General features: G+C 68.4%; 17 protein-coding genes, 2 tRNA genes and 2 pseudogenes. 11 read left to right on the top strand and 10 right to left on the bottom strand.

The window, feature by feature from the left end:
• Positions 1-54 precede the first annotated feature (54 nt).
• Both M7H19_RS11765 and M7H19_RS11760 read left to right on the top strand, forming a co-directional pair.
• A tRNA-Ser gene (locus M7H19_RS11765) sits at positions 55-142 on the top strand.
• A gap of 180 nt (positions 143-322) precedes the next feature.
• A complete protein-coding gene (locus M7H19_RS11760; protein WP_298180771.1) occupies positions 323-2,863 on the top strand; it encodes a PQQ-dependent sugar dehydrogenase in 2,541 nt (846 codons plus the stop codon).
• Here M7H19_RS11760 and M7H19_RS11755 read toward each other — a convergent pair.
• Together M7H19_RS11755 and M7H19_RS11750 are read right to left on the bottom strand one after the other, a co-directional pair.
• Positions 2,856-5,372, bottom strand: coding sequence for a LuxR C-terminal-related transcriptional regulator (locus tag M7H19_RS11755; RefSeq protein ID WP_298180769.1), 2,517 nt, complete (start codon positions 5,370-5,372; stop codon positions 2,856-2,858). The genes M7H19_RS11760 and M7H19_RS11755 overlap by 8 nt on opposite strands.
• On the bottom strand, positions 5,372-6,688 hold the full coding sequence (locus M7H19_RS11750) for an Hsp70 family protein (RefSeq protein WP_298180767.1): 1,317 nt from the start codon (positions 6,686-6,688) through the stop codon (positions 5,372-5,374). Before M7H19_RS11750 ends, M7H19_RS11755 begins: the two co-directional genes overlap by 1 nt.
• 319 nt (positions 6,689-7,007) lie before the next feature.
• On the opposite strand from M7H19_RS11750, the gene M7H19_RS11745 reads away from it, so the two are divergent.
• The 3 genes from M7H19_RS11745 to M7H19_RS11735 all read left to right on the top strand — a co-directional run bounded on the left by M7H19_RS11745 (position 7,008) and on the right by M7H19_RS11735 (position 11,556).
• The gene (locus tag M7H19_RS11745) at positions 7,008-8,327 is read left to right on the top strand and encodes an IniB N-terminal domain-containing protein (RefSeq protein WP_298180805.1); all 1,320 of its coding nucleotides are present in this window, start codon (positions 7,008-7,010) and stop codon (positions 8,325-8,327) included.
• A 95-nt stretch (positions 8,328-8,422) separates the two neighbouring features.
• Entirely contained in the window at positions 8,423-10,297 is a 1,875-nt protein-coding gene (locus M7H19_RS11740) for a dynamin family protein (protein ID WP_298180765.1), read from the top strand.
• Entirely contained in the window at positions 10,294-11,556 is a 1,263-nt protein-coding gene (locus tag M7H19_RS11735) for a hypothetical protein (RefSeq protein ID WP_298180763.1), read from the top strand. The genes M7H19_RS11740 and M7H19_RS11735 overlap by 4 nt, the downstream gene beginning before the upstream one ends.
• Before the next feature lie 577 nt (positions 11,557-12,133).
• Here M7H19_RS11735 and M7H19_RS11730 read toward each other — a convergent pair.
• From M7H19_RS11730 to M7H19_RS11710, 5 genes are all read right to left on the bottom strand, one after another.
• Positions 12,134-12,763 carry an ImmA/IrrE family metallo-endopeptidase gene (locus M7H19_RS11730; protein WP_298180761.1) on the bottom strand — a complete coding sequence of 210 codons (630 nt, stop codon included), beginning with the start codon at positions 12,761-12,763 and terminating at the stop codon, positions 12,134-12,136.
• Between the two features lie 72 nt (positions 12,764-12,835).
• Positions 12,836-13,204, bottom strand: coding sequence for a hypothetical protein (locus M7H19_RS11725; RefSeq protein ID WP_298180759.1), 369 nt, complete (start codon positions 13,202-13,204; stop codon positions 12,836-12,838).
• A complete protein-coding gene (locus M7H19_RS11720) occupies positions 13,197-15,959 on the bottom strand; it encodes an FtsK/SpoIIIE domain-containing protein (protein ID WP_298180803.1) in 2,763 nt (920 codons plus the stop codon). The genes M7H19_RS11725 and M7H19_RS11720 overlap by 8 nt, the downstream gene beginning before the upstream one ends.
• Positions 15,960-15,968: 9 nt before the next feature.
• Complete coding sequence (locus tag M7H19_RS11715) at positions 15,969-16,214, bottom strand: hypothetical protein (protein ID WP_298180757.1); 246 nt, start codon at positions 16,212-16,214, stop codon at positions 15,969-15,971.
• Between the two features lie 21 nt (positions 16,215-16,235).
• On the bottom strand, positions 16,236-16,496 hold the full coding sequence (locus M7H19_RS11710; protein ID WP_298180755.1) for a hypothetical protein: 261 nt from the start codon (positions 16,494-16,496) through the stop codon (positions 16,236-16,238).
• A 163-nt stretch (positions 16,497-16,659) separates the two neighbouring features.
• Between M7H19_RS11710 and M7H19_RS11705 the strand changes: the two genes are divergently transcribed.
• Genes M7H19_RS11705 through M7H19_RS11695 form a run of 3 tightly spaced genes read left to right on the top strand, consistent with a single transcriptional unit; the run spans position 16,660 to position 19,528 of the window.
• Positions 16,660-16,941 (top strand): metal-sensitive transcriptional regulator, encoded by a 282-nt coding sequence (locus M7H19_RS11705; protein ID WP_298180753.1) that lies wholly within the window; start codon positions 16,660-16,662, stop codon positions 16,939-16,941.
• Between the two features lie 53 nt (positions 16,942-16,994).
• A complete protein-coding gene (locus tag M7H19_RS11700; protein WP_298180751.1) occupies positions 16,995-17,201 on the top strand; it encodes a heavy metal-associated domain-containing protein in 207 nt (68 codons plus the stop codon).
• Between the two features lie 23 nt (positions 17,202-17,224).
• On the top strand, positions 17,225-19,528 hold the full coding sequence (locus M7H19_RS11695; RefSeq protein ID WP_298180749.1) for a heavy metal translocating P-type ATPase: 2,304 nt from the start codon (positions 17,225-17,227) through the stop codon (positions 19,526-19,528).
• Between the two features lie 57 nt (positions 19,529-19,585).
• Here M7H19_RS11695 and M7H19_RS11690 read toward each other — a convergent pair.
• Both M7H19_RS11690 and M7H19_RS11685 read right to left on the bottom strand, forming a co-directional pair.
• Positions 19,586-20,810 (bottom strand): annotated as a pseudogene (locus M7H19_RS11690) (SulP family inorganic anion transporter); the annotation flags it as partial.
• Between the two features lie 250 nt (positions 20,811-21,060).
• Positions 21,061-21,147, bottom strand: a tRNA-Ser gene (locus tag M7H19_RS11685).
• Positions 21,148-21,311: 164 nt separating this feature from the next.
• Here M7H19_RS11685 and M7H19_RS11680 point away from each other — a divergent pair.
• Positions 21,312-23,156 (top strand): transketolase, encoded by a 1,845-nt coding sequence (locus M7H19_RS11680; RefSeq protein ID WP_298180746.1) that lies wholly within the window; start codon positions 21,312-21,314, stop codon positions 23,154-23,156.
• A gap of 117 nt (positions 23,157-23,273) precedes the next feature.
• Here the strand turns inward: M7H19_RS11680 and M7H19_RS11675 are convergent, their stop codons facing one another.
• On the bottom strand, positions 23,274-23,810 hold the full coding sequence (locus tag M7H19_RS11675) for a hypothetical protein (RefSeq protein ID WP_298180744.1): 537 nt from the start codon (positions 23,808-23,810) through the stop codon (positions 23,274-23,276).
• An 86-nt stretch (positions 23,811-23,896) separates the two neighbouring features.
• Between M7H19_RS11675 and M7H19_RS11670 the strand changes: the two genes are divergently transcribed.
• Together M7H19_RS11670 and M7H19_RS11665 are read left to right on the top strand one after the other, a co-directional pair.
• Positions 23,897-24,190, top strand: a complete 294-nt coding sequence (locus tag M7H19_RS11670) for a hypothetical protein (protein ID WP_298180742.1) — start codon at positions 23,897-23,899, stop codon at positions 24,188-24,190.
• 149 nt (positions 24,191-24,339) lie between these two features.
• Positions 24,340-25,050 (top strand): annotated as a pseudogene (locus M7H19_RS11665) (5-methyltetrahydropteroyltriglutamate--homocysteine S-methyltransferase); the annotation flags it as partial.

The raw sequence follows: 25,050 nt of genomic DNA, 5'->3' as shown, positions 1-25,050 counted from the left end.
TACTTCGGCGGACCCGTCGTCGGCGCGCTGAGGCGATGCAGTATCGTATCTGGCGGTAGCGTGTCCGAGCGGCCGAAGGAGCACGACTCGAAATCGTGTGACGGGAGACCGTCCGTGGGTTCAAATCCCACCGCTACCGCCACGGAAAACGCCGGGTGATCCACGACGGGTCGCCCGGCGTTTCGCATTGTCCCCCGTTGTTCTCTCCGGTCGGCCGGATAGCCGCCCGAACGTGCGTAACCTTTCCCTCGAAGAGGTCCGGAATTAGCTCGAACGGCGTGTCAACGGAAACGTCTTCGCCGTCGCCGCCGAATGTGACGGTATGTGGTCTGGTGAAAACCGTCTGTTCGCGCGCTCGGCGGCCCTCGTCACCTCGACGGTGCTGGCGGCCAGCCTCACCACCGTGCTGACGGCGACCGTGAGTGGTGGCACCGCTGTAGCCGAGGAACCGCGAATGCCAGAGGGTTTCGCATTGCGGGAATTGCCGAGTGGACAGTCCCCTGGGGACCTGACCGACTTCGCGTACCTGCCGGACGGCAGCGTCCTCACCACCGGCAAGGCGGGCACGGTCGCCTGGGTATCGGCCGACGGGCGCAGTAGCGTCCTGCGCAACCTGTCCGTGGAGTCGCAACAGGACATGGGACTCGTCGGCCTCGCGGTCGCTCCCGACTACGAGACTTCACGCCACATCTACCTCGCGCGGTCGGTACCCACGTTCGGCGACTCCTACGACCTGACCCTGGCGCGCTGGGAGGTCACGGGCTCCCCGGAGCCGACGGGACTGGCGAACGAGACGGAACTGCTGCGGTTGCCCGGAGACACCAACGTGCACGGCATCACCGGCATCGTGGCCGCCGCCGACGACACACTCTGGGTGTCGGTCGGTGACGTCGCGAGCTACACCGAGGTGGACTCGCTCGCTCTAAGGGCCCAGAAACCGCACGCGTTGCAGGGCAAGATCCTGCACCTCACCGCCGACGGGCAGGGCGTGCCGACGAACCCGTTCTACGATCCGGCAGACCCGGACTCCGCCCGCAGCAAGATCTTCGCGAGTGGGTTCCGAAGCCCGTTCCGACTGTCGCTCGACCCTCGCAGCGGACTGCCGATCCTCGGCGATGTCGGGTGGAACCGGTGGGAGGAGGTCAATCTCGTCCAGCCCGGCCGCGACTACGGCTGGCCGTGCTGGGAGGGAACCGAACGCACTCCCGGCTACCGCGAGTTGGCCGAATGCGAGGACGCGCCGAACACGACTCCACTGGTGCAGTTCCGCCACGGCCGAGGTGTCGACGCGGCCAACAGTGTCACGGGCGGTGTCGTCTACACGGGCACCAGTTACCCGGAGGAGTACCGGGGCGCGTATTTCTTCGGTGACTACACCCACCAGAAGCTGTGGTCGCTTCGCTACGACGAGCAAGGCAAGCTCACCCAGCCACCACAGAGTCCTCCGCTCGGCACGAACATCGGGCGGCCGGTGAAGTTCGACACCGCGGTAAACGGTGACATCGTGTTCGCCGACATCGGCTCGGGGAAGTTGAAACGGCTCACGTACGCGGCCGGTAACCAGCGACCCGTCGCGAAGGTGAGTCTGGAAACCGATCCGGAGACCCGCACGGTGACGTTCGACGGGTCCGACTCCTTCGACTTCGACGGCGACCGCCTGACCTACCACTGGGACTTCGGGGACGGGGCCTCCGACACGGGGAAGCGGGTCCAGCGCACCTACGCCGAGGCCGAGGAACGTTTCACCGCCACGCTCACGGTCACCGACTCGGACGGCGCGAGCGGGACGGCCGAGGCCACCGTGGTCCCGGGTAACCACACCCCGGTGCTGCATGTCCGAGCGGAGGAGGACCGCACCTACGCGGTGGGCGAAAGGGTGTCGGTGCGGGTGCGGGCCGAGGACGTCGAGGACGGAAGCCTCGACGTGAGTTGGCAGGCCACGGTGGTGCACTGCCCAGAGGACGCCACATGCCACTCCCATCCCTCGGAGTCGGGTGAGGGGGCGAGGTTCTCCGTGCCGTTCACCGACCATCCCGACTCGCACATGGAACTGACGGCCACGGCCACGGACAGCGAAGGCGTGTCCAGCTTCTACACCTACGAGGCGAGGCCGAGGGAGCATCGGCTGACGTTGTCGAGCAACGTCCCCGCCGCCGTGGAGATCGCGAGCGAAGGGGACGGCGACACCTCCGACAGGGGCAGCACCGCCATGGTCACCGCGGGCGCCACGGTGGGTGTGGGCGCCGCGGGCACGGCCACCGACGGGGAGTCGGTGTTCTCCGAATGGGAGAACGGTGCCGCGGAGCGGACGCACACGTTCACGATGCCAGACGAGGAGTTCACCTTCACCGCGGTGTACTCCACGCCCGTGGAACAGCGGTACGAGAACGAGCCGGAATTACGGGAGGTCCTGGGGGCCCCGGCCGGGCCGGTGGTGATCGACGCCGACGTGTACTACCGGGAACACGCCGACGGGTTGTTGTACTGGTCGCCGAGGACGGGCACGCACGAGGTCCACGGCCCGATCGCGGAGAAGTACCTGGAATCCGGTGGGCACGAGCGGTTCGGCCCGCCCACCACGGACCAGGTCGTGACTCCCGACGGCCGGGGGCGGTTCAACCATTTCCTCGGCGCCCCCTACACGCGGACCGCGTCCGTGTACTGGACGCCGGAGACCGGAGCGCACGCCGTGTACGGCGCGATCCGCCGGCACTGGGCGGCGCTGGGGTGGGAACGTTCGTATCTCGGATACCCCACGTCCAGCGAGTATTCCGTGGCCGGCGGGCGCAGGAACGACTTCCAGGGCGGCTACGTCGAATGGCGGGCGGCGAGCAACCGGGCTTTCGACCGGCGTGTCAACTAGTCGTGACGAGTGTGCGCAACCGGGCCAGCAGGTCGGGCCTGCTGGTGGCGCCGAGTCGCTGCCGCATGCGTGCCATGTGGTGTTCGACGGTTTTGGCGGAGATGAACAGCCGGTCGCCGACCTGCCGGTAGGTCAGACCGGAGACCACCAGTTCGGCCACCTGGCGTTCCCGTTCGCTGAGGACGTCCACGTCCGGTGAGGTGGTCGGTTGCGTGTCGTTGGGCGAGGAGGAGCCCTGCAACGTTCGTGCGCATTCCAACAACGCCACCATGGCGGCCCGGTCGGTGGTGCGGATAGCGGCTCGTCCCGCCAGGCGGGCCGCGTCCCAGCGCAGTCCGGTGGCGTGCAGGCGTCTGGCCACCGCTTCCACGTGCGCGGGGTGGACTTTCCCGCCGAGGAGGTCGAGCCAGCAGGTGGCCGTCTCGGCGAGTGCCTCGTGGAAGGTGCTGTGTCCTTCCCAGCGGGCCAGGGCTTTCGCGTGTTCGGCGGCCTCGTCCTTGCGGTCGGCCGTGACCGCGGCGTGTAGACCGGACCAATGCACCGAAGCCGACCACAGTGGAGGGTCGCCGAGAGAGTGCAACAGTGTTCGTGCCCGGCCGAGGTGATGGGTGACCCGGTCCCGTTCCCCCAGCCTCGCCGCTACGATCGCGAGTTCACCGAACGGCATGATCGTGAACAGGTCCACCCGGAATCGGATGACGGTTTCGCGGGCCTCGGTCCAGAGCGCGCGCAGGCCGGCCAGGTCACCGGCGCGGCGGGCCACCCCGGCCCGGAGAGCGACGGCGAATAGCCGATCGCGAGGACACAGCCGGTCACCCGCCGCCCGAAGTGTGCGTGTCGCCGTGTCGGTGTCGCCCTTCAACATGGCGATCCAGGCCGACAGCAGAAGGTGCCGGGTGCGCCCGGCGTGGCCTCCGACCTCGGCGGCGATGGCGCGTTCCAGCAGTGTCTGGGCAAGGGACAGTTCGCCACAGTGCATTCCGACCAGGGCACCGACAGCGGCGGGGGTGTCGGGGAGGAAGAGCGAGCGGCCCACGGGTTCCAGCATCTCGGCGGACTCGGCCAATGTGGACAAAGCAGTCGCCGGGTCTTCGGTCACCGACTGGGTCAGGCCACGGACCAACGCCGACATCGCCCCCGCGAACAGGGTGGGAGGAGCATCGGAGGACGGGGACTCCAGCAGGCTCTCGGCTTCGGTGAGCCTGCCCCGCTGAACCGCGAGCAGTGCGGCATGCATCCGGGCCTGCCGGGTGTCCGCCCACAGGTACAGCTCTCCGGCCCGCTCCAACTGGCCTTTGTGGACGCAAGCGGTGGCGGCGGTGTCGGCGGCACCGGAACGGTCGTCGGCGTCGGGATCGGTGATCACCTGGTCCGCCAGGCGCAAAGCGGTGTCCAGCTCTCCCGAGCGCGCGGCGGCCTCGGCCCAACGATGGCCTAATGCCCGTTCCGACCGCCCCGCGGCAGCCGCTGCCGAGTACAGCTTCGCGGCGAGCGCCGGGTCCGACTCGGCGGCTTCGTCGGCGGCTGCCTCGAACGCCTCGGCGGGTTCGGTGCCGCTGAGGCCGCTGTCCAATAGCGGGAGTACGAGGTTGAGCACGGGACCTTCCCGGTCGAGTTGCAACCGGACTAACCGTTGCGACACTTCCAGCCGTTGCTCGTTGGGCACCAGGGCTTTCACCGCGTGGGCCACCAGGGGCAGCGGGGTGCCGTCATGGGTCAACAGGCCGCAGGCCCTGGCCGCGTCGATGGCACGGGCGACACCGTGGCGGTCCGTGTCGAGCAGGCCGGCCAGCAGGTCGACGTCGGGACCGGCTCCCGACAGGGCCGCGAGCAGCAGCGACAGCGTCTCCGGAGCGAGCCCGTCGAGGTCGGGGCGGAACTCCGCGAGCACGGACTCGGGTAGGTTCGCCGAGTCCCGGCTCGGCGGGGTGTTGTCCCCGGTCTTGCCGAGCGCGGCCGCGAGCCGCACGGCGAATCCGGGTATTCCCAGTGTCTGGGCGTGCACGAACTCGGCCAGCGCGGCGCGTTCACGCCCCAGCAGAGCCGCGATCCTGCGGTGGTCGAGAGGCCGCAGCACCACTTGTCCGCGGAGGCGGGACAGCACGGTGTTCAACGTCGCGGGGCGAGGCCACGGCCGGGCGGCGACCACCAGTCCCGTGGCCTCGTTGTCGGCCAGCCTCCGCAGCTCGGCCAGGTCGGCGTCGGTGAGGTCGTGGGCGTCGTCGACCAACACGAGATCAGTGGTGTCGCCGTCGTGCCGACCGAACCACACCACGCCGGTCCCGTGCTGCTCACAGCGGCGCGCGAGGTGGTGTAGCACGGCGGTCTTGCCGTGCCCGCCGGGCGCGACGACGGCCAGTCGCGCGGGTGCGAGCGCGCCTTGGGCGATGTTCGTGCACAGCTCACGCGTTGGCTCGTCGAGAAGTGGTTTCGAGGTCGGGAAGGAGTGATGCGGCAGTCGCGGGACAGCGCGGGGTGGTATGGCGACGTCGGTGGCCGTACGCGGCATCAACGCTCCTCGTCTCGGTCGGTGGTCGAGTTGCTCCTGCGGGCCAACGAGAACCGGCGACGAGGCGGCTTCAGCGGCGTGATCCTCACGGGAGGTCGTTGTGGTGGGGGTTCCTCGTCCTCGCCCGCGGGCAGATCCGGACCGTAGCCCGCGGGCGTGTCGAGCGCGCGAGCGCCGGCCAGTGCGCCCACGGTTTCCGCCGGGATCACCGCGTCCACTGTGTCCGATACATCCACTGAGTCCATTTCGGGCACCGGGTTCCCGTTGTTCTGGGTGGGGCGGGGCCTCGGACGTGCCGACAGTGCCGCGCCTTTGCACAGAGCCGTGCCGGGATCGTCGTCGAGCACCACGGGGCACGGGAGCATGGTGCGGGCCAACGTGGCGGCGAGCGGAATGCGCGCGCTCCCTCCGGCCAACAGGGCGGCGACCAATTGCTCGGAAGGGGTTCTGGAGACCAGGCGTCGCAACTTCTCGATTGCGGTGCCCAGTACCGGTCTGGCCAGCCCTTCGAGTTCTTGGCGGGTCACCGACACGGTGTCGGTGACGAACACCTCCGTCATCGTCGACAGCCGCTCCTTCGCGGCGACACACGCCGCGCGCAGCCGACTCATCGTGAGCGGATCGCCGATGTCGGCCTCGGTGCGTTCCACGACGTGCTGCACCAACAGGTCGTCGAGTCGGCAGCCCGCTTCGTGCTCGTCGGACTCGTCGTGCGCCAGCAACTCGAACCCGGTCGCCGACCTGCGCAGCAGTGCGGTCTCGACATGCACGCCGCCGATGAGGCACACCGCCAGCAGTCGTCCCGGCTCGATGTCCTCGGTTCCCTCCCGCGCGAGGTGGGCCTCGGCCGCCGCGACCGGACTGGGCAGGGCCAACACACCGGGGAGTTCGGCGGCGTCGAGCGCCTGGTGCAACAGTCCTCTGCGATAGGCCGACCAGCCCGGCGGGTGTGTCACGACGATGCGTTCGGCGTGGGCGGCCTCGGCTTCGGCGACGCGGTCGACCACCCACCCGATCATTCCGGCCGCCAGGGTCTCGGCGGGGTAGGTGGCGTCCCCGAGCACGAACGGCACCGGATCGCCGGTGCGGTGCAACGGAGCCCTGGCCACCCGTTCGGGTTCTGTGGCGACGTGTCGCAGAGCGGCTCCCCCCACGAGAAGGTCACCCTGGGCGGACACGTGCAGTACGGATTCGGTCCAGGGGGCGGTGGCCCCGATGGGGACCACCTCGGCCTGCTCCCACCGGCCTCGGCGATATCGACACACGGCTGCACTCACACGGGTCGCGCCGAGATGTATCCCCAGGACATAGCGCATACGTAACGCTTCCTCACGATGGTCGCGGCGGTCTCGGCCGGCGGAACACCCCGGCCGAACACGGGTGCATCCTTTCGTATCAAAGTCATACGTCCGAATGACATCCCCGAATCGGCTGTTCGGTCGATCCCCTAAACCCCTAACGCGTGCTCCGTTCCGCGAGGGGAAGAACTCGGGCTCTTCCCCGATGCCCTCGTGGCGGTGTCGTCCCTAGCGTCGGGCTCGCCGTCGCGCGGCGATGAACTTTCGACAACGGACAGACGGGCGGAAGACGGGCGCACGCCCGGACGAACGCCCTTAGTGAGGAGAAAAAACCTTGATGCAGGAACAGGGGGAGACGGGACCTCAGCCTGAGTCCACCGTTTCCGATCTCGCGGATGCCGTTCCGCAGGAGCAGACGCTGTACGACTTCGTGATGAACCTGCTGACCGACGCGTCCGCCCGTGAGGCTTTCGCGCAGGACCCGGCCGGGGGGCTGCAGTCGGCGGGCCTGGGTGACATCACGGCCGAGGACGTGCAGGACGTGCTCCTGTTCGTCGCGGACTCCGGTGAGCTGCTGGGCCGGGGCGACCTCGCCAACCCCGAGTCGGCTCTCTCCGGTGACCTGGCGGGGCTGTCCAACGACCTGGCCGGCGCCATCGAACAGCTCAAGGGCGTGACCGAGTCCGTGGGCCTCGGCAGCATCGACGCCGGTAGGGCCGACGGCGGTGAGGACCTGGGCACGACCACCCTGTCCTCGGAGGCCGCAGGGCTCACCGTCGGCGGCAGCCTCGGCCAGGACGCCGTGTCGGGCCAGGGGTTCGTCGACTCCGAGCACCTGGACGTCGCACTGTTCGGCACGGGTGGTTCGGACGGGTTCGGCGGCGGCGTGGGCTTCCGCACCGACTCGTTCAGCGCCGAGACCACCACTGCCGTGTCCGACGGCGAGCTGGTCGTGGGGGGCTCGCAGGAGACGCAGTTCGGCGCCTACGGCTTCGAGTTCTCGGGCGCCCCGATCCTCAACGGTCTCGACATGGGCGCGGTGGACGTCCAGACCGACACCTTGGACACCGAAGCGCTCACGCGCGGCGCTGAGACCGCGGCCGGTACGGTCGCCACCTACGTGGCTTCCGGCGGCGCCGCTCTGCCCGACGACGCTCTCTCCGCCGTCGAGCGGCTGTCCACCGACACGCTGGGCCGGGACTCGGTCGATGTCTCCGTCGGGATGCCAGACCAGGTGCCGTCGGCCCCGGCCGGTGCTCCGGCCGTGGACGAACAGGTGTTGTCCGAAGAGCCGGGTTCCGTGCCCGAGGCTGACGAATCGGCGCGGATGACCGAGCTCGACACCGGCGCGTTGGACGTGGGCGGCACGGTGGAGGACCTGACCTCCGGGGTGCGCGACAACCTGGCTTCGGTGTCCGACCAGCTCGGCTCGACCCTGCCCGGCGAGTTGCCTGGAGAGCTGCCCGGAGAGCTGCCGGAGCTGCCGGTGGCGAACCCGCTGCCGCACACCACCGAAGGGATCGAGCGCGACCTGGAGACGGGTGTCGACCAGGTGGCCGACACGGTCAGTGGCAGCCCGCTGGGCAATGTCGCTGAGACGGGTGAGGACCTGCTCTCCGGGACCTCGAACCTCGGCGATTTGGACCTCGGGCACTGACTCCGAGTAATCTCGATCGAGTAACAGGCCGGGCTCGGTGATATTACGAGCCCGGCCTGTACTGCCTGGAGGGAACCAGGCACACTGTCCGATCGATGAAGGCAACGCCGTGGCTCGACGTGTTGGACGAGGCCATCCGGTCCTGCGCTGTGCAGGAGCGCACCGACCTCGGACGGCTCCTGCGTGCCCGCCGCACCGAACTGGCGGGGCCCAAAGTGCGTGTCGTCGTGCTCGGTGCGTCGGGGCAGGGCAAGAGCCAACTGCTCAACGGACTGCTCGGGTCCACTGTGTGCGCGGTGGGCGACGACGTCACCACGACCGTGCCCACCGTGTTGGAGTACGCGTCCTCGCCTGTGGCGCGACTCGTCCCCGGTGATCCCGCTCCGCTTCTGGAGTCGGCACCGAAAGGCAATCTGATGCTGGAAGGGCCCGTCCACGATGTCCCCGCGTTGACGGGTGCTGAGCGCGAGCCCGTTCCGGTCGAATCGGCGTCGGCGGAGGCCAACCGCCGCAGCGGGGTAGCTAGAGTCGAGATAGGACTCCCGCGGAAACTCCTCGAAAGTGGACTGACACTGATCGACACGCCGCCCTGCGGCACGGACGGCGACAGCTACGGCGACCACGCCCGGGCCGCGCTGTCGGTCATGTCCCAAGCGGACGCGGTGTTGCTCGCCAGCGATGTGACCCGCAGCTTCTCTCCCGCGGAACTGGACATCATGGAGCGGGCGCTGTCCGTGTGTCCGACGGTGGCCGTCGCTCTCACCAAGACCGACCTGGTCCCGGGGTGGCAGCGCGTCGTCGCGCACAACCGTGCCCGACTCGAACGTCGAGGTCTGCCCGTGACGGTGTTCCCGGTGTCGTCGACACTACGGTTGGCGGCCGCGCGAGCGAACGACTCCGAGTTGAACGCCGAATCCGGTTTTCCCGCCCTCATCTCCTACTTGCACCACGAACTGATGGGTAACGCCGACGTGCTGCGTCGACGGTGTGCGGGTGCGTTGACCCGGCTGACCGTGGACACCCTGATGGTGCCGCTGCGGGAGCGACTGGCCGACCTGAAGCAGGACGGCACCGGCGGACTCACCTTGCGATATCGGTCCCTGACCGCCAGTTTGGAGCGGTTGCAACGCGAATCGGCACGGTGGCAGACCGTGCTCTCCGACGAGGTCGCCGATCTCACCGCCGACCTCGACTACGACCTGCGGGATCGCACCCGTCGCATCATCCGCGAAGCGGACGAGTACTTCGAGGTCGCCGACCCCGCCAAGGACTGGCCGGAGTTCGAGGAGTGGTTGCGGGACAACCTGCGGGCCGCGGCCGAAGCCAATTCCGGCTGGCTGCTCGACCGATTCGAGTGGATCACGCGCAGGCTCGCCGGCGCCATCGCTCCTCGAAACGCCGACGTGTTCGCACCGGATTCGGTGCTGCTCGAACCACCCACGGGCGAGCTCGACGAGCTGGGCACACCGAACGTCGAGCGGTTCACGGTCGGGCAGAAGTTGTTCGTCGGCATGCGCGGGTCGTACAGCGGGCTGCTGATGTTCGGGCTCGCGACGACGCTGGCCGGGATGAGTCTCATCAACCCGATCTCGATCGGTGCGGGGGTGGCGTTCGGTGCCAAAAGCGTCCTCGACGAACGCAGCACCCGACTCAAACGGCGCCAGGCGGCGGCGCGTGCGGCCGCCCAACGTTACGTCGACGATTTCTTCCTCGCCTACGGCAAGAAGAGCAAGGACACCGTACGCCTGATCCACCGGGAGCTGCGCGACCGGTGCACAGCGGTGGCACACGAATTGCGCACGGAGATCAGCGACGCGGCCCGGCAGGTGAAGCAGGCCATCGACACCGAGACGGCCGAGAGGAACACGGCCGTGCGGAAGGTGGCGAACCGCATCGAGGAACTGGAGCTGTTGCGGCGCCGGGCCGACGCACTGGTTCCCCAGGCCGTCCCGCGAGGTCTGACGGCATGAGCCTGGCCGACCGAGCCTGGTCACTGCTGACCCGCGCGCAGCGGGTGTACGCGGACAGTCCCAGGGCCACGAACTGGTTGGGAAGGCACCTCGCCCGGATGAACGAGCCTTTACGCGTGGTGGTGGCGGGCGCGTCGGGGACGGGGAAAACGACGTTGGTCTCGGCGCTCGTGGGCGCGGCGGGCAGGGGGCGGCGGACGTCGTCGATGTCGTGGCACCACCTACCGGGCGACAACGTGTGGCCGGAGCTGCTCGTCCTCGACACCTCGCAGGCCCAACAGGACGGCACCGCACGCGTCGCCGACCTGATCTGCATGGAGGCCGACGCGGTGCTCTACCTCGCGGGGCACCCGCACGAGGCTGACCTAACGTTGTTGCGTGCGGCGCAGAACCGTGCCGCGTCCCACGTCGCCCCGGTGAACGCGCTCGTGGTGCTGGCGCGCGCGGACGAGCTGGGCGGGGGTCGGGTGGACGCTCTCATCTCGGCCCGCCGGGTCGCCCGCCGGTGGGCGAGGGACCCGGCGGCCGCGGAGCTGTGCCAGGACGTCGTCGCGGTCGCCGGTCTGACCGCGTGCGCGGCGCGGACGCTGCGGCGGGACGAGTTCGAGTCGTTGGCGGCGCTCGCGGCGGCCCCGAAGTCGGAACTCGACCCACTGTTGTTGTCGGCGGCCCGGTTCGGCGGGGAACCGGAGCGGGCGAGGCTGCTGGACCGGTTCGGGTTGTACGGCGTCCGCCTCGCCACCACGTTGCTCCGGGGCGGGATCACCACCCCGCAGGCGCTGGTCGCGGAGCTGTGCCGACGCAGCGGTTTGAACGTGCTGGGCGAGGCCGTGGCGGTGTATTTCGCCGACCGTGCCTCTGTGTTGAAAGCGCGGTCGGCGTTACTGGGCCTGGGAGTGGTGTTGAGCAGAGAGCCCCGGCCGTCCGCCGCTTCGTTGGCCGCCGAACTGGAACGCACTCTCACCGGGGCGCACGAGTTCGCGGAGTTGCGGCTGTTCGCCGCTCTGCGCACGGGCCGGGTGAACTTTCCCGGGGAACTCGGCGACGAGGCCATCCGTCTCGTCGGCGGCTACGGCGTCGCCCCACAGGCGCGACTCGGAGCGGGCATGGGCGAGCCGGGCTTACGACGAACCGCCGTGGACGCCCTGCGGCTGTGGCGATCGTACGCGGAGAATCCGGTACTGGACTCGGCGGAACGCCACGCCGCCGCGACGGTGGCCCGAACCTGCGAAGCACTCGTCACCGAACCGATGGCTTGACCGGACGGCGAACAACGTGGCGGTCAGCACAGCCCGTTTTCTTGCGTCACCAGCGCCGCGGACCAGCACCGCCGCGAATTGAGCGAAAGTCGCTATCTCCTCCGGTGTACGAAGTTCCCTGCGTTCGATCCAGGTTGCCTCGAGTGCTGCTTTGACCCTGTCGTCTCGTGCGGCACTTTCGGTCAACTCATCGACCACAACGTCGGGGATCAGTGCCTTACGGTCGCCAACCACCGCTTTTAATACCCCGAACCAGTTCTGGCGAGCGAAGTGGATCAACGGGCTGGTGTCGAAAACCAATAACTCGACTTCGGTGGCCGGTCTGGGAGAGAGTTCGACTCCGGACATCAGACGAAATGCCAGATAGCGCTTTCCGGGAGCTCTGCGAGTTCTGGCAGGTCGCTTTCGTCCCAGGTGTCGAATAAAAGATCGGTAGCGCGTGCGGCAGACACGAATTCTTGCCGATACAAGCGCAGTACGGCTTCTTCGTAGGGGCGAGGAAGGGATGGTGGAGCAAGCTCGTCGCTCGTTACCAGGTTGAGCTCCACTATGTCGGCGCGTTTCGTTCGGAACTGCCTTATTTGGGCTGACTCGGCTTCCCCGCCAACTTCAACTCCCGGACCCTTCGCGCGAGTGTGGCCATGTCGACCCGAAACCTGCTGGCCGTCTTGACCGCCGTCGTCCGCAAGGAGTCCCCGCTCAGTCGAAGACTCTTCCAAAAGCTATCCAAGCCCTCCACAGGGAGGAGCAGTGCGCGAGCGAAGCGGTCGATGCGCGATTCCCAGGCGTACCCGTCTTCTTTGTCGTCGATCCGCCAATCGACCGTGTACTCGTCGGCGAACAGGTAATGGCCGAATTCGTGAGCGAGGGCGAGTCGTCGGCGGCCGACCCGAAGACCGCCGTTGACGACGGCGACACCACCGGACGGCAAAAGAATGGAAGCCGCGTCCGCCGAATTCGCCCCCATGTCGAGAGAGAAGGAGAGGAGGCCGAATCGGGAGAACGTCTCCGACAGGTTGAACAAGGGGTCGGTCGTGTTCAGGCCGATCATTCTCCGCGCTGCGGCCGCGACCTGTTCCACTTCGGCGAAGTTGCCCGGGCGGTCGACGGGGTCGATGGAGGGAAGGGAGAACCTGTCGTCATGGCTGCCGACGAACTCCACGTTCCAAGCGATCTGCTTGCCTATGGAGGCGGTGTCGATAGCCACCTGTGCGGTTTTAGAAAACGCGGCCCGGTCTTGCCAGCTCTTGACGGGTGGGCGGTCTTCCTCGGTTCTGTCCTAGCGGCGAGCTCGCCAGCCGAGGCTTGCGATGGCCTCGGTCAGTTCCCGGTAGATACCGCGGAGTTCGTCGACGTAGCGGACCGCCCGGTCGCCTCTGGCCGAGCTGATCGGGGACGGCTGTTCGCCCGGCTCCAGCCACGGCAGCCGGTCCACGTTGTCGCAGGCCATGCGCCACCAGCGAAGAGCTCGCTCCTGGACGGCGGTCTCCTGTTCGGCCGCGGCGTCGAGCCGTCTGTCGGCCTCGGCGATCTCCGACTCCAACTCGACGATGCGTTTGCGTTCCCAGTCCCGCAGGTCGTCGGCGGCCTTGCGGGCTAGTCCCATGATCTCCTTGTAGCGGACGGCGGCCGTGGGCTCGTCAGACATGGTCGGTCTCCGGTCTGTGGAACGGGATGGTGACCTCCGGGCTCGCGTGCGTGCTGCGGTCGAAGAACAGTGCCCGGCCCGGCCTCGGCGACCAGTGCACCACCTGGCCCGCGCAGAATGGTGCGAGCTCGCTGCCCTGCACATCCAGCGCCACCCAGGCGCCGATGTCCTCCGTGCCGCCGAAACCGAGTGTGTCCTTGAGCCGGGCGACCCCACGCCACCAACCCAGTACGTGCACACCCTTGGGCGGACCTTGCTTGAGCAGCACGCGCAGGTGGTCGAGTCCGCTGGGTTTTCCGGGTTCCTTCTGTTCGAGCGCGGGCAGCACCGCGTCCACACCGTACAACACCACGAATATCCGTCCGTCCGAACGGGACATCCGTTCGACGAGATCGGCGAACAGGGAAGGCAATTCCGCCGGCTTCACCACTGTCGCCTTGTGTCCGTGCTCGGCCAGCCGGTCCGACAGCGTGTTCACCTCGTCGAGACAGGTGTCCACGGCGCAACCGAGAACGAACTCCACCGTGCCCGTCTCGAACTGTTTGGCCAGTGACCGGGCTCCCGCGTCGAGAACGGACAAGGCCTCGGTCCGGCTGCTGCCCAGCACCGCCAGGTTGCGTCCCGGCGCGGACGTCAACTCGATGCTGTGGGCGTTGTCGGCGACCTCGATCGACTGACCCACCAGAGCGCGAGGCCGATCGGTTCTCGGTGCGAGCGTGGTGAAGGCCGTCGAGTCGTCGAGGCGTGGTGCGACAGCACCGTCGAACAGGCGTGGACGGCCGTGCGAGGCATACCGTTGCCACAACTGTCGTTGCAGGGCGGGAAACGTTCCCTTGCCGCTGGCGTCGGGAATGTGGGCCAACTGGTTGCCGTGGGCCACGCCCGACTCGTGGTTGACGACGGCGTGCCAGCGCGGAGCCGCCACGGCGGCCTGGTTCGCCTCCGCCAACACCCTCCGCGCCTTGGGCATCGCGATCCGCAGCGTGCACTGCTCGAACACGGCGGGTTTGCCCCAGAAAGCTTCGATCCCCGCGATGTCCTGGCTGGCGAGGATGAGGTGGATGCCCTGCGACCGGCCTCGCCGGGCCAGGTCCTCCAACAGTGCCGTCGCCATCGACGTCACCGAGTCCCGCTCGGCGAACAGGTACTGGAACTCGTCGATCACGGCGACGATCCGCGGCCAGTGCCCGTCCGGATCCTGCTCGCGCAGCTCCGCGATGTTGGTGACCTCGAACTCCTTGGCCGCCGCGGACCGGCGGCGCATCTCGTCGGACAGAAACCGCAGCAGCGCCAACCCGAACTCCCTGTCGGTGTTGACGTTGACGCCGACGAGCCGGGCGTGTGGCAGCCAGCTCTCATCCTTCTTACCGGGCGCCAGTCCGGCGAAGGACACGCCCTCTTTGAAGTCCAGCAGGTACAGCGCCAGCTCGTCGGGGGAGTACCGGGCGGCGAGACTGCCGAGCAGCGCGTAGAGGAAGTTCGTCTTGCCCGACCCGCTCGGCCCACCGATCAGCGCGTGCGGAGTGGTGTCACCGATCACGACTTCCACGGGTTCGCCCTCATGGAAGCCGACGGGCGCACGTAACTCGCGGGCCGAGCACTCCTGCCCGAACTCCGTCGGCAGCAGGTCGGTGAACGACCGTGGACCTCCCTGCCTGGTGACGATGGCCTCGGCGATACGGGCCGCGGCGCTCGCCACCTGCCCCGCGGGCAGCGGTGGGTCAAGGTCGACGACGACGTCCGACCCGGTCATCGAGGTGATCGCGCGCCGGTCGTCGAGAAGACTGATGGTCTCCACCGAACCGCCCAACACCGTGGGCACGTCCACGAGGATCAGCGAGATCCCCGCCGCCAACGCGCCGCTGGCCACGCGCCTGAGGTCCCGCAGGTGTTCGGGCGCGAGGTCCTCGCCGTTGCCGTACAGCACCGCGACCCGCCACGGCTCCACGCGTTTGCCCGTGGCCTTCCGCATGGCGGGCAGCGACGGATATCCGGCCTGCAGCGTGTGGGAGTGGATGCGGCGGATGTGGCCCGCGAGCTCGTCGAGCAGGTCCACCAGCCGGGTGGGGTCGTGCACGGTGACCGCGCTGGTCCGGCTCAGCGCGTAGAAGTTCGGCAGCACGGCCGTGAGCTGCCCTATGTCCCACAGATGCACCTTCACCGCGCCGGGAGCGAACGTGCTGAGCACCCGCATCAACAGGCTCTCCACGAGCGCGTCCACGGTCGCTCGGCTCTTCGGCACCGAGGTGATCGACAGGTGGGACTCGTCCAGCAGCGGCATCGCGACATCGAAGGTCAGGGGAGTGCCCGAAGGGCGGCCGACACTGGCGCTGTCCACGGTGGCCGACCCGATGCGCCACAACTCGGGTGGTTTCGTGCCGTCGAACGTGCCGAGTCGGCCCAGCCATTCCCCGGCGGGCCGACCGGCTGGCCCCGGTGCGGCCGAGGCCACGAGTTGCCGCAGTCGTTCCGGACCGTCGGCCCAATCGGCGTAGAAGCGACTTTTCACGCTGTCCAGCCACGACAGCACCGCACCCAGAGCCGGCTCGTTGCGGTGTTCTGCGACTCTGGGGTCGGTGGCGGCGCGTTCCAGTCCCACCGACACCACGAGCTGTTCCAGTTGTAACCGGGCCAGTTCGTCCTCGGCGTCCTGGTGGGCGTTACGGGCGGCGCCGAGGGCCAGTCCGATCTGGTGGCGTAGTGCCTCCAGCGCGTTCGTCACCCGCGCGCGCTGCTGGACGACCTTGCGTCGCATCGCCAAGCTTCACAACCTCGACTCGTAGCTGGTGATTAGGCCGTGCACGGCGGCGAGCCGCGCGTCGTTGGCCTCGATCTGTTCCACGGCGCTGTCCAGTTCGCGGGGCAGCCACGGCTGTGCCTGTGCCTGTACCTCGGTGACCACGCGGCGGTAGTCCTCGAGTAACTTGCGCGCCTCGACGCCGTGCGCCTTGGCGGTGGATACGGCGCCGAGCGCCCCGGCGAGTAGGTGCCGTAACTGCTCCAGTGACATCTTCGATCGCGCGCCCGTCCGCTACAGCCGGGCCGAGTAGTTCTCGGCGGAGGAGATGCACGCCATGATGGTGCTCTGCGTTCCGGTCACTGCCTGGAGCGCCTCGGCGAGCAGGCCGTGTGCCTGGTTGATCTCCTCCTGGGTGCTTCCCGAGGTGGCTTGGGCCAGGGATTGTTGGGCTTCCTCAAGTGACTGGGCGGCCTGTTGCAGGGCCGCGATGCTGGCGGAAGCCTTTTCGTTCGCGAGGGCGATTCCCGCGCGGATCTCCTCCACACCGGGCATGGGCGAGCTCCTTGAGGAAGTCAGGGGGTTGTCACGCAGTACCAACTTAGCGTGATTGATCAACCCCAGACAGCAGGTAGGTGGGGTAACACCGTTGGTCCACGAGGAGTTCATATACGGGCGGGGGGTATATTGGACTGTGGGAACGGGACGAGGAGCGAAGATGCCGGGATACACCTCCGACAAGGACGCCTACCTCAAGCGGCTGCGCCGGATCGAGGGACAGATCCGAGGGCTTCAGCGGATGGTCGAAAACGACGAATACTGCATTGACGTACTCACGCAGATCGCTGCGGCGACCAAGGCATTGCAGGCCGTGTCACTCGGCTTGATGGAGGAACACCTCCGGCACTGCGTCGCCGAAGCGATCACCGAGGGCGGCGCGAAGGCCGACGAGAAGGTCCGCGAGGCCAGTGCCGCCATCGCTCGCCTGGTGCGTTCCTGACCTCGGACGTTCGCGGACGTCCGCGTCGAGCAGACCACGAAAGGACACCTGAGATGGTTCAGCAGACCTACACCGTGACCGGTATGACCTGTGACCACTGCGCTCGTTCGGTGCGCGAGGAGGTCGGTGAGCTCACCGGTGTCTCCGAGGTGGCCGTGGACGTGCCCACGGGGAAGGTCACCGTCACCAGTGACGTTGAGATCTCCGTCGACGACGTTCGTAAGGCAGTGGAAGAGGCCGGTTACACGTTGAACGCCTGAGCGCGATCCGGAAGGAGCAGGAATTGAGTTCTAATGTCGCCTCCTCGCCCGCGCAACGCGACATCGAGCTCGCGATCGGCGGGATGACGTGCGCTTCCTGCGCGAACCGCGTCGAACGCAAGCTCAACAAGCTCGCGGGCGTCAGCGCCACGGTGAACTACGCCACGGAGAAGGCGAAGGTCAGCTTTCCCGTCGAGTTGGATCCGGACGAGCTCGTCAGCACGGTGGAGGCCGCGGGCTACTCGGCCGAGCTGCCGAGACAGCGGGCCGAGGATGACGCCGACGAGTCGACCAGGGCGTTGCGTCGGCGTCTCATCACCGCGGCCGTGCTGTCGGCGCCAGTGATTCTGCTGGCCATGGTCCCGGCATTGCAGTTCGACTACTGGCAGTGGGTCTCCCTGGTCCTGGCGACGCCCGTGGCGACGTGGGCGGCGTGGCCGTTCCACCGGGCCGCGTGGACGAACCTGCGGCACCGGGCGGCCACGATGGACACGCTGGTCTCGATGGGTGTCGTGGCGGCTTTCGCGTGGTCGCTGTACGCCCTGTTGTTCGGCAGCGCGGGGACTCCGGGGATGACGCACGCGTTCGAGCTGACGATCGAACGCACCAGCGGGGACGGCAACATCTACCTCGAAGTCGCCGCGGGGGTGACGACGTTCATCCTGGCGGGCCGCTATTTCGAGGCCCGGTCCAAACGGCGCGCCGGTGCCGCCCTGCGGGCGTTGCTGGAGTTGGGCGCGAAGGACGTCGCCGTGCTCCGAGACGGGAAGGAACACCGTGTTCCCGTCGAGGAGTTGGCGGTGGGCGACGTGTTCGTCGTCCGGCCCGGCGACAAGATCGCCACCGACGGCGTCGTGGAGGAAGGCAACTCGGCCGTCGACGTCAGCATGCTCACGGGCGAGTCAGTTCCGGTCGAGGTCGGCCCGGGGGACTCGGTCGTCGGGGCCACGGTGAACTCGGGCGGGCGTCTTCTGGTGCGCGCGACCCGGGTGGGTTCGGACACCCAGCTCGCCCAGATGGCGAAGCTGGTGGAGCAGGCCCAGACGGGCAAGGCCGCCGTGCAGCGTCTGGCGGACCGGATCTCGGGCGTGTTCGTGCCGATCGTCATCGTCCTCGCGCTCGGAACGCTCGGGTTCTGGTTGCTCTCCGGCGCTGCCCCCTCGGCGGCGTTCACCGCGGCCGTCGCCGTGCTGATCATCGCCTGTCCGTGCGCGTTGGGGTTGGCCACACCCACGGCGCTGCTGGTGGGGACCGGCCGGGGAGCCCAGCTGGGCATTCTGATCAAGGGGCCCGAGGTGCTGGAGGCCACCCGCCGGGTGGACACGGTCGTACTGGACAAGACCGGAACGGTCACGACCGGCAGGATGGCTCTGGTCGATGTCCATGTGGCCGAGGGCGAGGACGTCGACGAGGTGCTGCGCCTGGCCGGGACGGTGGAGAACGCCTCCGAACATCCGATCGCGCAGGCGGTCGCGAAGGGCGCGGCCGAGCGGGTCGGTGCGCTCGGGGCGGTCGAGGACTTCACCAACGTCGAAGGGCTTGGCGTGCGTGGTGTCGTGGACGGGCACGTCGTGCTGGTCGGGCGCACCACGCTGCTGGAGGAGTGGGGGCAGCGCCTGCCTTCCGAGCTCGCCCGAGCCAAGGCCGATGCCGAGCAGGCGGGCAGGACCGCTGTCGCCGTCGGCTGGGACGACAGGGCCCGGGCGGTTCTCGTCGTGGCCGACACGGTGAAACCGACGTCGGCCGAGGGGATCGCGCGGTTGCGTGAGCTCGGGCTCGCCCCGGTGCTGTTGACCGGTGACAACGAGGCCGTCGCCAGGTCCGTCGCCGCCGAGGTCGGTATCACCGAGGTGATCGCCGAGGTGCTGCCCCAGGAGAAGGTGGACGTCGTCAAACGCCTCCAGGACGACGGCAAGGTCGTCGCGATGGTGGGGGACGGTGTCAACGACGCCGCCGCGCTGGCCCAGGCCGACCTGGGCCTGGCCATGGGCACGGGCACCGACGTGGCCATCGAGGCCGGCGACCTCACGCTCGTGCGGGGGGATCTCCGGGTCGCGGCCGACGCGATCCGGCTGTCGCGCCGCACACTCGCCACCATCAAGGGCAACCTGTTCTGGGCTTTCGCCTACAACGTGGCGGCGCTTCCGTTAGCGGCCGCGGGGTTGCTCAACCCGATGCTCGCCGGGGCGGCGATGGCGTTCAGCTCGGTGTTCGTGGTGAGCAACAGTCTCCGGCTCAAGGGCTTCCGGAGCCTGCGGGGCACAGGGACCGACATCCCCTCCGCGCCGGAGAGTTCGGCTCGGGCCGAGGAGAGGGCCTCTGTTTAGGGGCCTCTGTCCAGGGGCTGACCTTCCAGGGTGTGCGCCTCAGCTCGGCGGAAAGCGGGTCGAGGCGTCCCAGATGTGGGCGTCGGAGAGATCGATGATCACGTTCGGCGGGGCGTCCGCGTAGTCGAACCGGAACACCAGATCGTTGCTGGAGGCGAAGAACAACTGCCCCGTGACGCGGTAGATCTTGGTGCCACCCTCGGGGTCGAGAACGCTGTCGACCGAGACGAGGTGCGCCACGCGGCGGGCGAAGAGGACCATCGCCACCAGCACACCCACGATCACGCCGATGGCGAGGTTGTCGGTGGCGACGGTGACAGCCACTGTCGCGACCACCAGGATAAGCAGGAACACGCCTGCGAGGAAGGTCGATGCGCGGGTGCGGGCACCCGACTTCACGTTGATCATGGTCTGCCCGATCATCGCGCAGCCGCCCATCCCACCGAAGAAACCGGTCACGATGTTGGCGACGCCCTGGCCCCACGACTCCCGGGTCTTGTCGGAGTGGGTGTCGGTGATGTCGTCGACGAGCTTGGCCGTCATCAACGACTCCATGAGCCCGACTAGCGCCATGGCGAGGGCGTACGGCGCGATGATCGTGAACGTCTCCCACGTGAAGGGAACCGACGGGATGACCGGCACGGGCAGGCTGTTCGGCAACTCACCCTGGTCGCCGACGGTGGGCACGGCGACTCCCGCCGCCACCGTGAACACCGTGAGCACGATGATCGCCACCAGCGGTGCCGGAACGGCCTTGGTCAGCTTGGGCAGCCCGACCATGATGAGCAGACCCGCGCCGAGCAGCGGATACACCGCCCAGGGGACGTCGACGAGGTAGGGCAACTGGGCCAGGAAGATGAGGATGGCCAGCGCGTTCACGAAGCCCACCATCACGCTGCGAGGCAGGAACCGCATCAGCCGGGCCACCCCGGCGACGGCGAGCAGAACCTGGAACAGGCCGCCCAGGACGACAGCGGCGAGCAGGTAGTCCACCCCGTGTTCACGTACGAGCGGTGCGACGACCAGCGCGACAGCGCCCGTGGCCGCGGAGATCATGGCCGGGCGCCCGCCCGTGAACGCGATGGTCACCGCCATGGTGAACGAGGCGAACAGGCCGAGGCGGGGGTCCACCCCCGGCGATGATCAAGAACGAGATCGTCTCGGGGATCAGCGCGAGAGCGACGACGAGGCCGGACAGCGCCTCGGTGCGCAGCACGCGCGGGGCCAGCCAGGGAACACGGGACGCCGGCTTCTTCGGGCGTGAGGCAGCGGAAAGCGACATCGATTTCTTTCGTGGGGGAGCGGGGAGTACGCAAGACGTAGCCGGAAGGGAGCCGCTTCGCTGGGGCTCGCGTCCGGGCCGGCTAACCATAACCTCACACGAAGCGGCGGCGGACGGATGTGGGCACGGTCTCGAGCACCGGGTCACAGTGTGTTCGGCCGGGCGTTCGACGAGTCAATCCGCACGGCCGGGAGCCTGAAGAAACGACGACGCCGGGTGACCCGTGGGTCACCCGGCGTCATCCGACGAGCGGAGGATAGGGGATTCGAACCCCTGAGGGCTTTCACACCCAACACGATTTCCAATCGTGCGCCTTAGGCCGCTCGGCCAATCCTCCGCGGAAGAGGGTAGCAGGGCCCTCCGTGACCCTTCGTGGCGGCTGCCGCTCGACGCGGCCGAGCTCTTCACAGCGCTCTTTTCGGCCTTGTCCGAAGCCGATTAGTCCGCCCGGCCCCCGGGTATGTCCGAACGAAGTCCCGACGCACCGGAAGAGGTGGGGTCATGTCGGTAGCTGCGGTTGATCGCGACCTGTTCGTGGAGTTGGGCAGGCAGCTGCGGGTGGACGCGATCCGTGCCGCGGATTTCGCCAGTTCGGGCCATCCCACGTCGTCGATGTCGGCGGCCGACCTCATGGCCGTGCTACTGGCAGGCCACCTGCGCTACGACTTCGAGGCGTCCCGGAACCCGTCCAACGACCACGTGATCTTCTCCAAGGGGCACGCCTCTCCGCTGTTGTACGCCATGTATGTGGCGGCGGGCGTTCTGTCGCCGGAGGAGCTGCGCTGGTACCGCTCGTCGGGCAGCCGCCTACAGGGACATCCCACCCCGGCGCTGCCGTGGGTCGACGTGGCCACCGGGGCTCTCGGGCAAGGGCTGGGCGTCGGTGCCGGGATCGCGCTCGCAGGGCAGCGGCTCGACCGCCGCGACTTCCGTGTCTGGGTGCTCTGCGGGGACGGCGAACTCGCCGAGGGGTCGATGTGGGAGGCGTTCGAGCACGCGGGTCACGAACGGCTGCGCAACCTCACCGCTATCGTCGACGTCAACCGCCTCGGCCAGCGCGGTCCCACCCGCCACGGTTGGGACACCGCCGCCTACGCGCGGCGGATCGGGGCGTTCGGGTGGCACACCATCGAGATCGACGGCCACGACGTCGACCGGATCGACGCCGCCTACGCCGAGGCCGAGGACAGTGACGTCCCCACCGCGATCCTCGCCCGCACCCACAAGGGCAAGGGAGTGCGTGAGGTCGAGGACGCCGAGGGCGCGCACGGCAAGCCGGTGCCCAACGCGGACGAGGCGGTGGCCGAACTCGGTGGACCCAGCAGCATCCGGGTGCAGGTGGCGAGCCCCGAGTACGAAGCCCCTGCCCATCCCAAGCTGCACTCGCTGTCCATTCCCACGTACGAACGCGGTGGGAAGAAGGTGGCCACGCGGACGGCGTTCGGACAGGCTCTGGTCGCGATGGGGCACGCCCGGCACGATCTCGTGGTCCTCGACGCCGAGGTGAGCGATTCCACGCGGACCTCCTATTTCGCGGAAGAGCATCCCGAGCGGTTCTTCGAGTGCTACATCGCCGAACAGCAGATGACGGCCACGGCCGTGGGCATGTCGGTGCAGGGTTGGCTGCCGTTCGCGGCCACGTTCGCGGCGTTCTGGAGTCGGGCGTTCGATTTCGTGCGCATGGCTTCCATCAGCGGCACCGATCTGTGTCTCGTCGGTTCGCACGCCGGGGTGTCGATCGGCGCGGACGGCCCGTCCCAGATGGGGTTGGAGGACCTGGCCGCGTTCCGCGCCCTGTGGCGGAGCACGGTGCTCTACCCCTGCGACGCCAACCAGACCGCGCATCTGACCGCGGCGATGGCCGAGCACTCCGGTATCCGTTACCTCCGTACGACGCGGGAGGACCTGCCCGTGCTGTACGGCCCGGAGGAGACCTTCTCGGTGGGCGGCAGCAAGGTGTTGCGGCAGTCCGACGCCGACGACGTCACGATCGTGGCCGCGGGCATCACCGTGCACGAGGCGTTGGAGGCCGCCGACGCGCTCGCCGATTCCGGCATCCGGGCCAGGGTGGTGGATCTGTACTCGATCAAACCGGTCGATGTCGCCACCCTGCGCGCGGCGGCGGCCGACACCGGGCGCATCGTCACCGTGGAGGACCACTGGCCGCAGGGCGGGCTCGGCGACGCGGTGCTCGACGCGTTCACCGGAACCACCGCGATGCCGGCGGTGATCAAGCTCGGTGTGCTCGCCCTACCGGGTTCGGCCACGCCCACCGAGCAGTTGCAGCACGCCGGGATCGACGCCGATTCCGTGGTGGAGGCGGCGCAGGACCTCGTGGGGCGGTGAGACCGGATCGGGGTGGGGAAGTCCTGCCCCGGTTCGCGTCTTTCCGAGCTTCCGGGTCCCGCCGGTCTCACCGGGCTTACGCCGACCTCCCATCCCGCCGACGCAAGCCCGGCGAGGTCAGCGAGGAAGCGCTCGGGCCATGTTCTTGTTCTTGCCACGCAGTTTGCGGTTCAGTCGGGGCTTGCGGGAACGTCCGTTCTCCATCAGCCCGTACGTGGCGGCGGTGACGAGACCGTAGGCCAGGTGCGGCAGGACATCACTGAGCCAATCCGAGGCGCTCCACGAGCGCGGGTCGGTCACGCCCAGCACTGTCATGGGCGCGCTCGATCCCACCATCGCGGACACGGTCGCCACGGTGGCGCCCACGAGCATCGGGGGCCGCCAGCCGCACCCGTGTAGAGCGCCGTAACCCACCCCGACGGTCGTTCCGGTGACCATGCCGAGCAGCGCGCCGAGACCGGACTTGCGGTTCTCCTGCGTGTCCTTGTCGCCGGGGATGCTCGTGTCCGTGGTTTCGCTCAGCTTGTCGATCGTCTGCTGTGGGGTGCTACTGGACGGGCGTCCCCGCAACGTCATGTCCAGGTACGTGGCCGCGTGTAGTGCGGTGGTTCCCGCGGCGCCCGCCGCGGCGCCGCGCACGATTGAAGACAACATGGCCTGGGATTACCCGCGCGGGCGGTTGTGAATCGGGAAAAGCCGCCCGCGGGTAGGCGAGTGACGCCAATGGGTAACCGCCTGCCGTGGCTGAATCGGTGATCACGTGGGACAGGGGTGCCCGCCGCCCTGTGGTCGGGATACTCGCGTTCGCGGTGTTGGTCGTGGGTGCGTTGTTGGTGTTCGCCGTCGGCGCGGTTCGGGGCTGGTTGTTCCCTCTCGGCCAGGAGATCGCCGACACCGTTCACACCACCGTTTCGGGCACGGTCGTCATGCTCGTGATCGCGACGTTGTTCGGACTGCTCGTCGTGCTGCCCATGGGGGGCGAGATCCCCGTGCTGGCCGGGCTCCTGCCGACAGCCGCCGGACCACTGTGGTGACACGTCTTGTGGAAGCGGTGGTGGCGGGAATGCGGGGCGGCACACGCAGCCGGACCGGGTGTCGTGCATGGCGGTCAGCGGCGTGAACCGGGGTCCGAGTATGTGAGACGGTGTTGATCTACGTCACTCGGGCGTGTGAGTATCGCGGAATGAGCCAGCGTTCGATTCCGCCGTTTCGTGCCGATCACGTCGGAAGTCTTCTGCGCCCACCGGGACTGCACGCGGCCAGGGAGCGGGCCGCGCGCGGCGAGATCACGGCTGAGGAGTTGGAGGCGGTCGAGGACGACGCCATCCGCGAGGTCGTCGAACTGCAACGTGAGGTGGGGTTGTCCTCCGCCACCGACGGCGAGTTCCGGCGTTCCTCGTGGCACATGGACTTCATCTACCAGCTCGACGGGATCTCGCGAAGCGACGAACGACTGCGCGTCAAGTTCTCCAACGCCGCGGGCGATCTGGAGTTCAGCCCGCCGGGACTGCAGGTGGACGGCAAGGTCGGGCTCGGCGAACCGATCTTTGCCGAGCATTTCGAGTTCCTGAAGTCCGTGGTGGCCGACGGGGTGACTCCGAAACTGACGATCCCGTCGCCGAGCATGGTGTATTACCGAGGCGGCAGGGCGGCGGTGGACGAGGCCGTCTACCCCGACCTCGGGGAGTTCTTCACCGACCTCAGCGCCGCCTACGGTCGCCAGATCGAGGCCATGGGGGAGCGGGGCTGCACGTACCTGCAGTTGGACGACACGAGCTTGGCTTACCTCAACGACCCGAAGCAGCGGGAGCTGGTGTCGCGGATGGGGATCGACGCAGACACCCTGCATCTGCGCAACATCCGCACCATGAACGCGGCGATCGCGGCCAAACCC

The sequence above is a fragment of the Saccharomonospora sp. genome (assembly GCF_027317685.1).
In the GTDB taxonomy this organism is placed as follows: domain Bacteria; phylum Actinomycetota; class Actinomycetes; order Mycobacteriales; family Pseudonocardiaceae; genus Saccharomonospora.
Note: the sequence above shows the minus strand (reverse complement) of the source record. Positions and strands in the feature narration are given on the sequence as shown.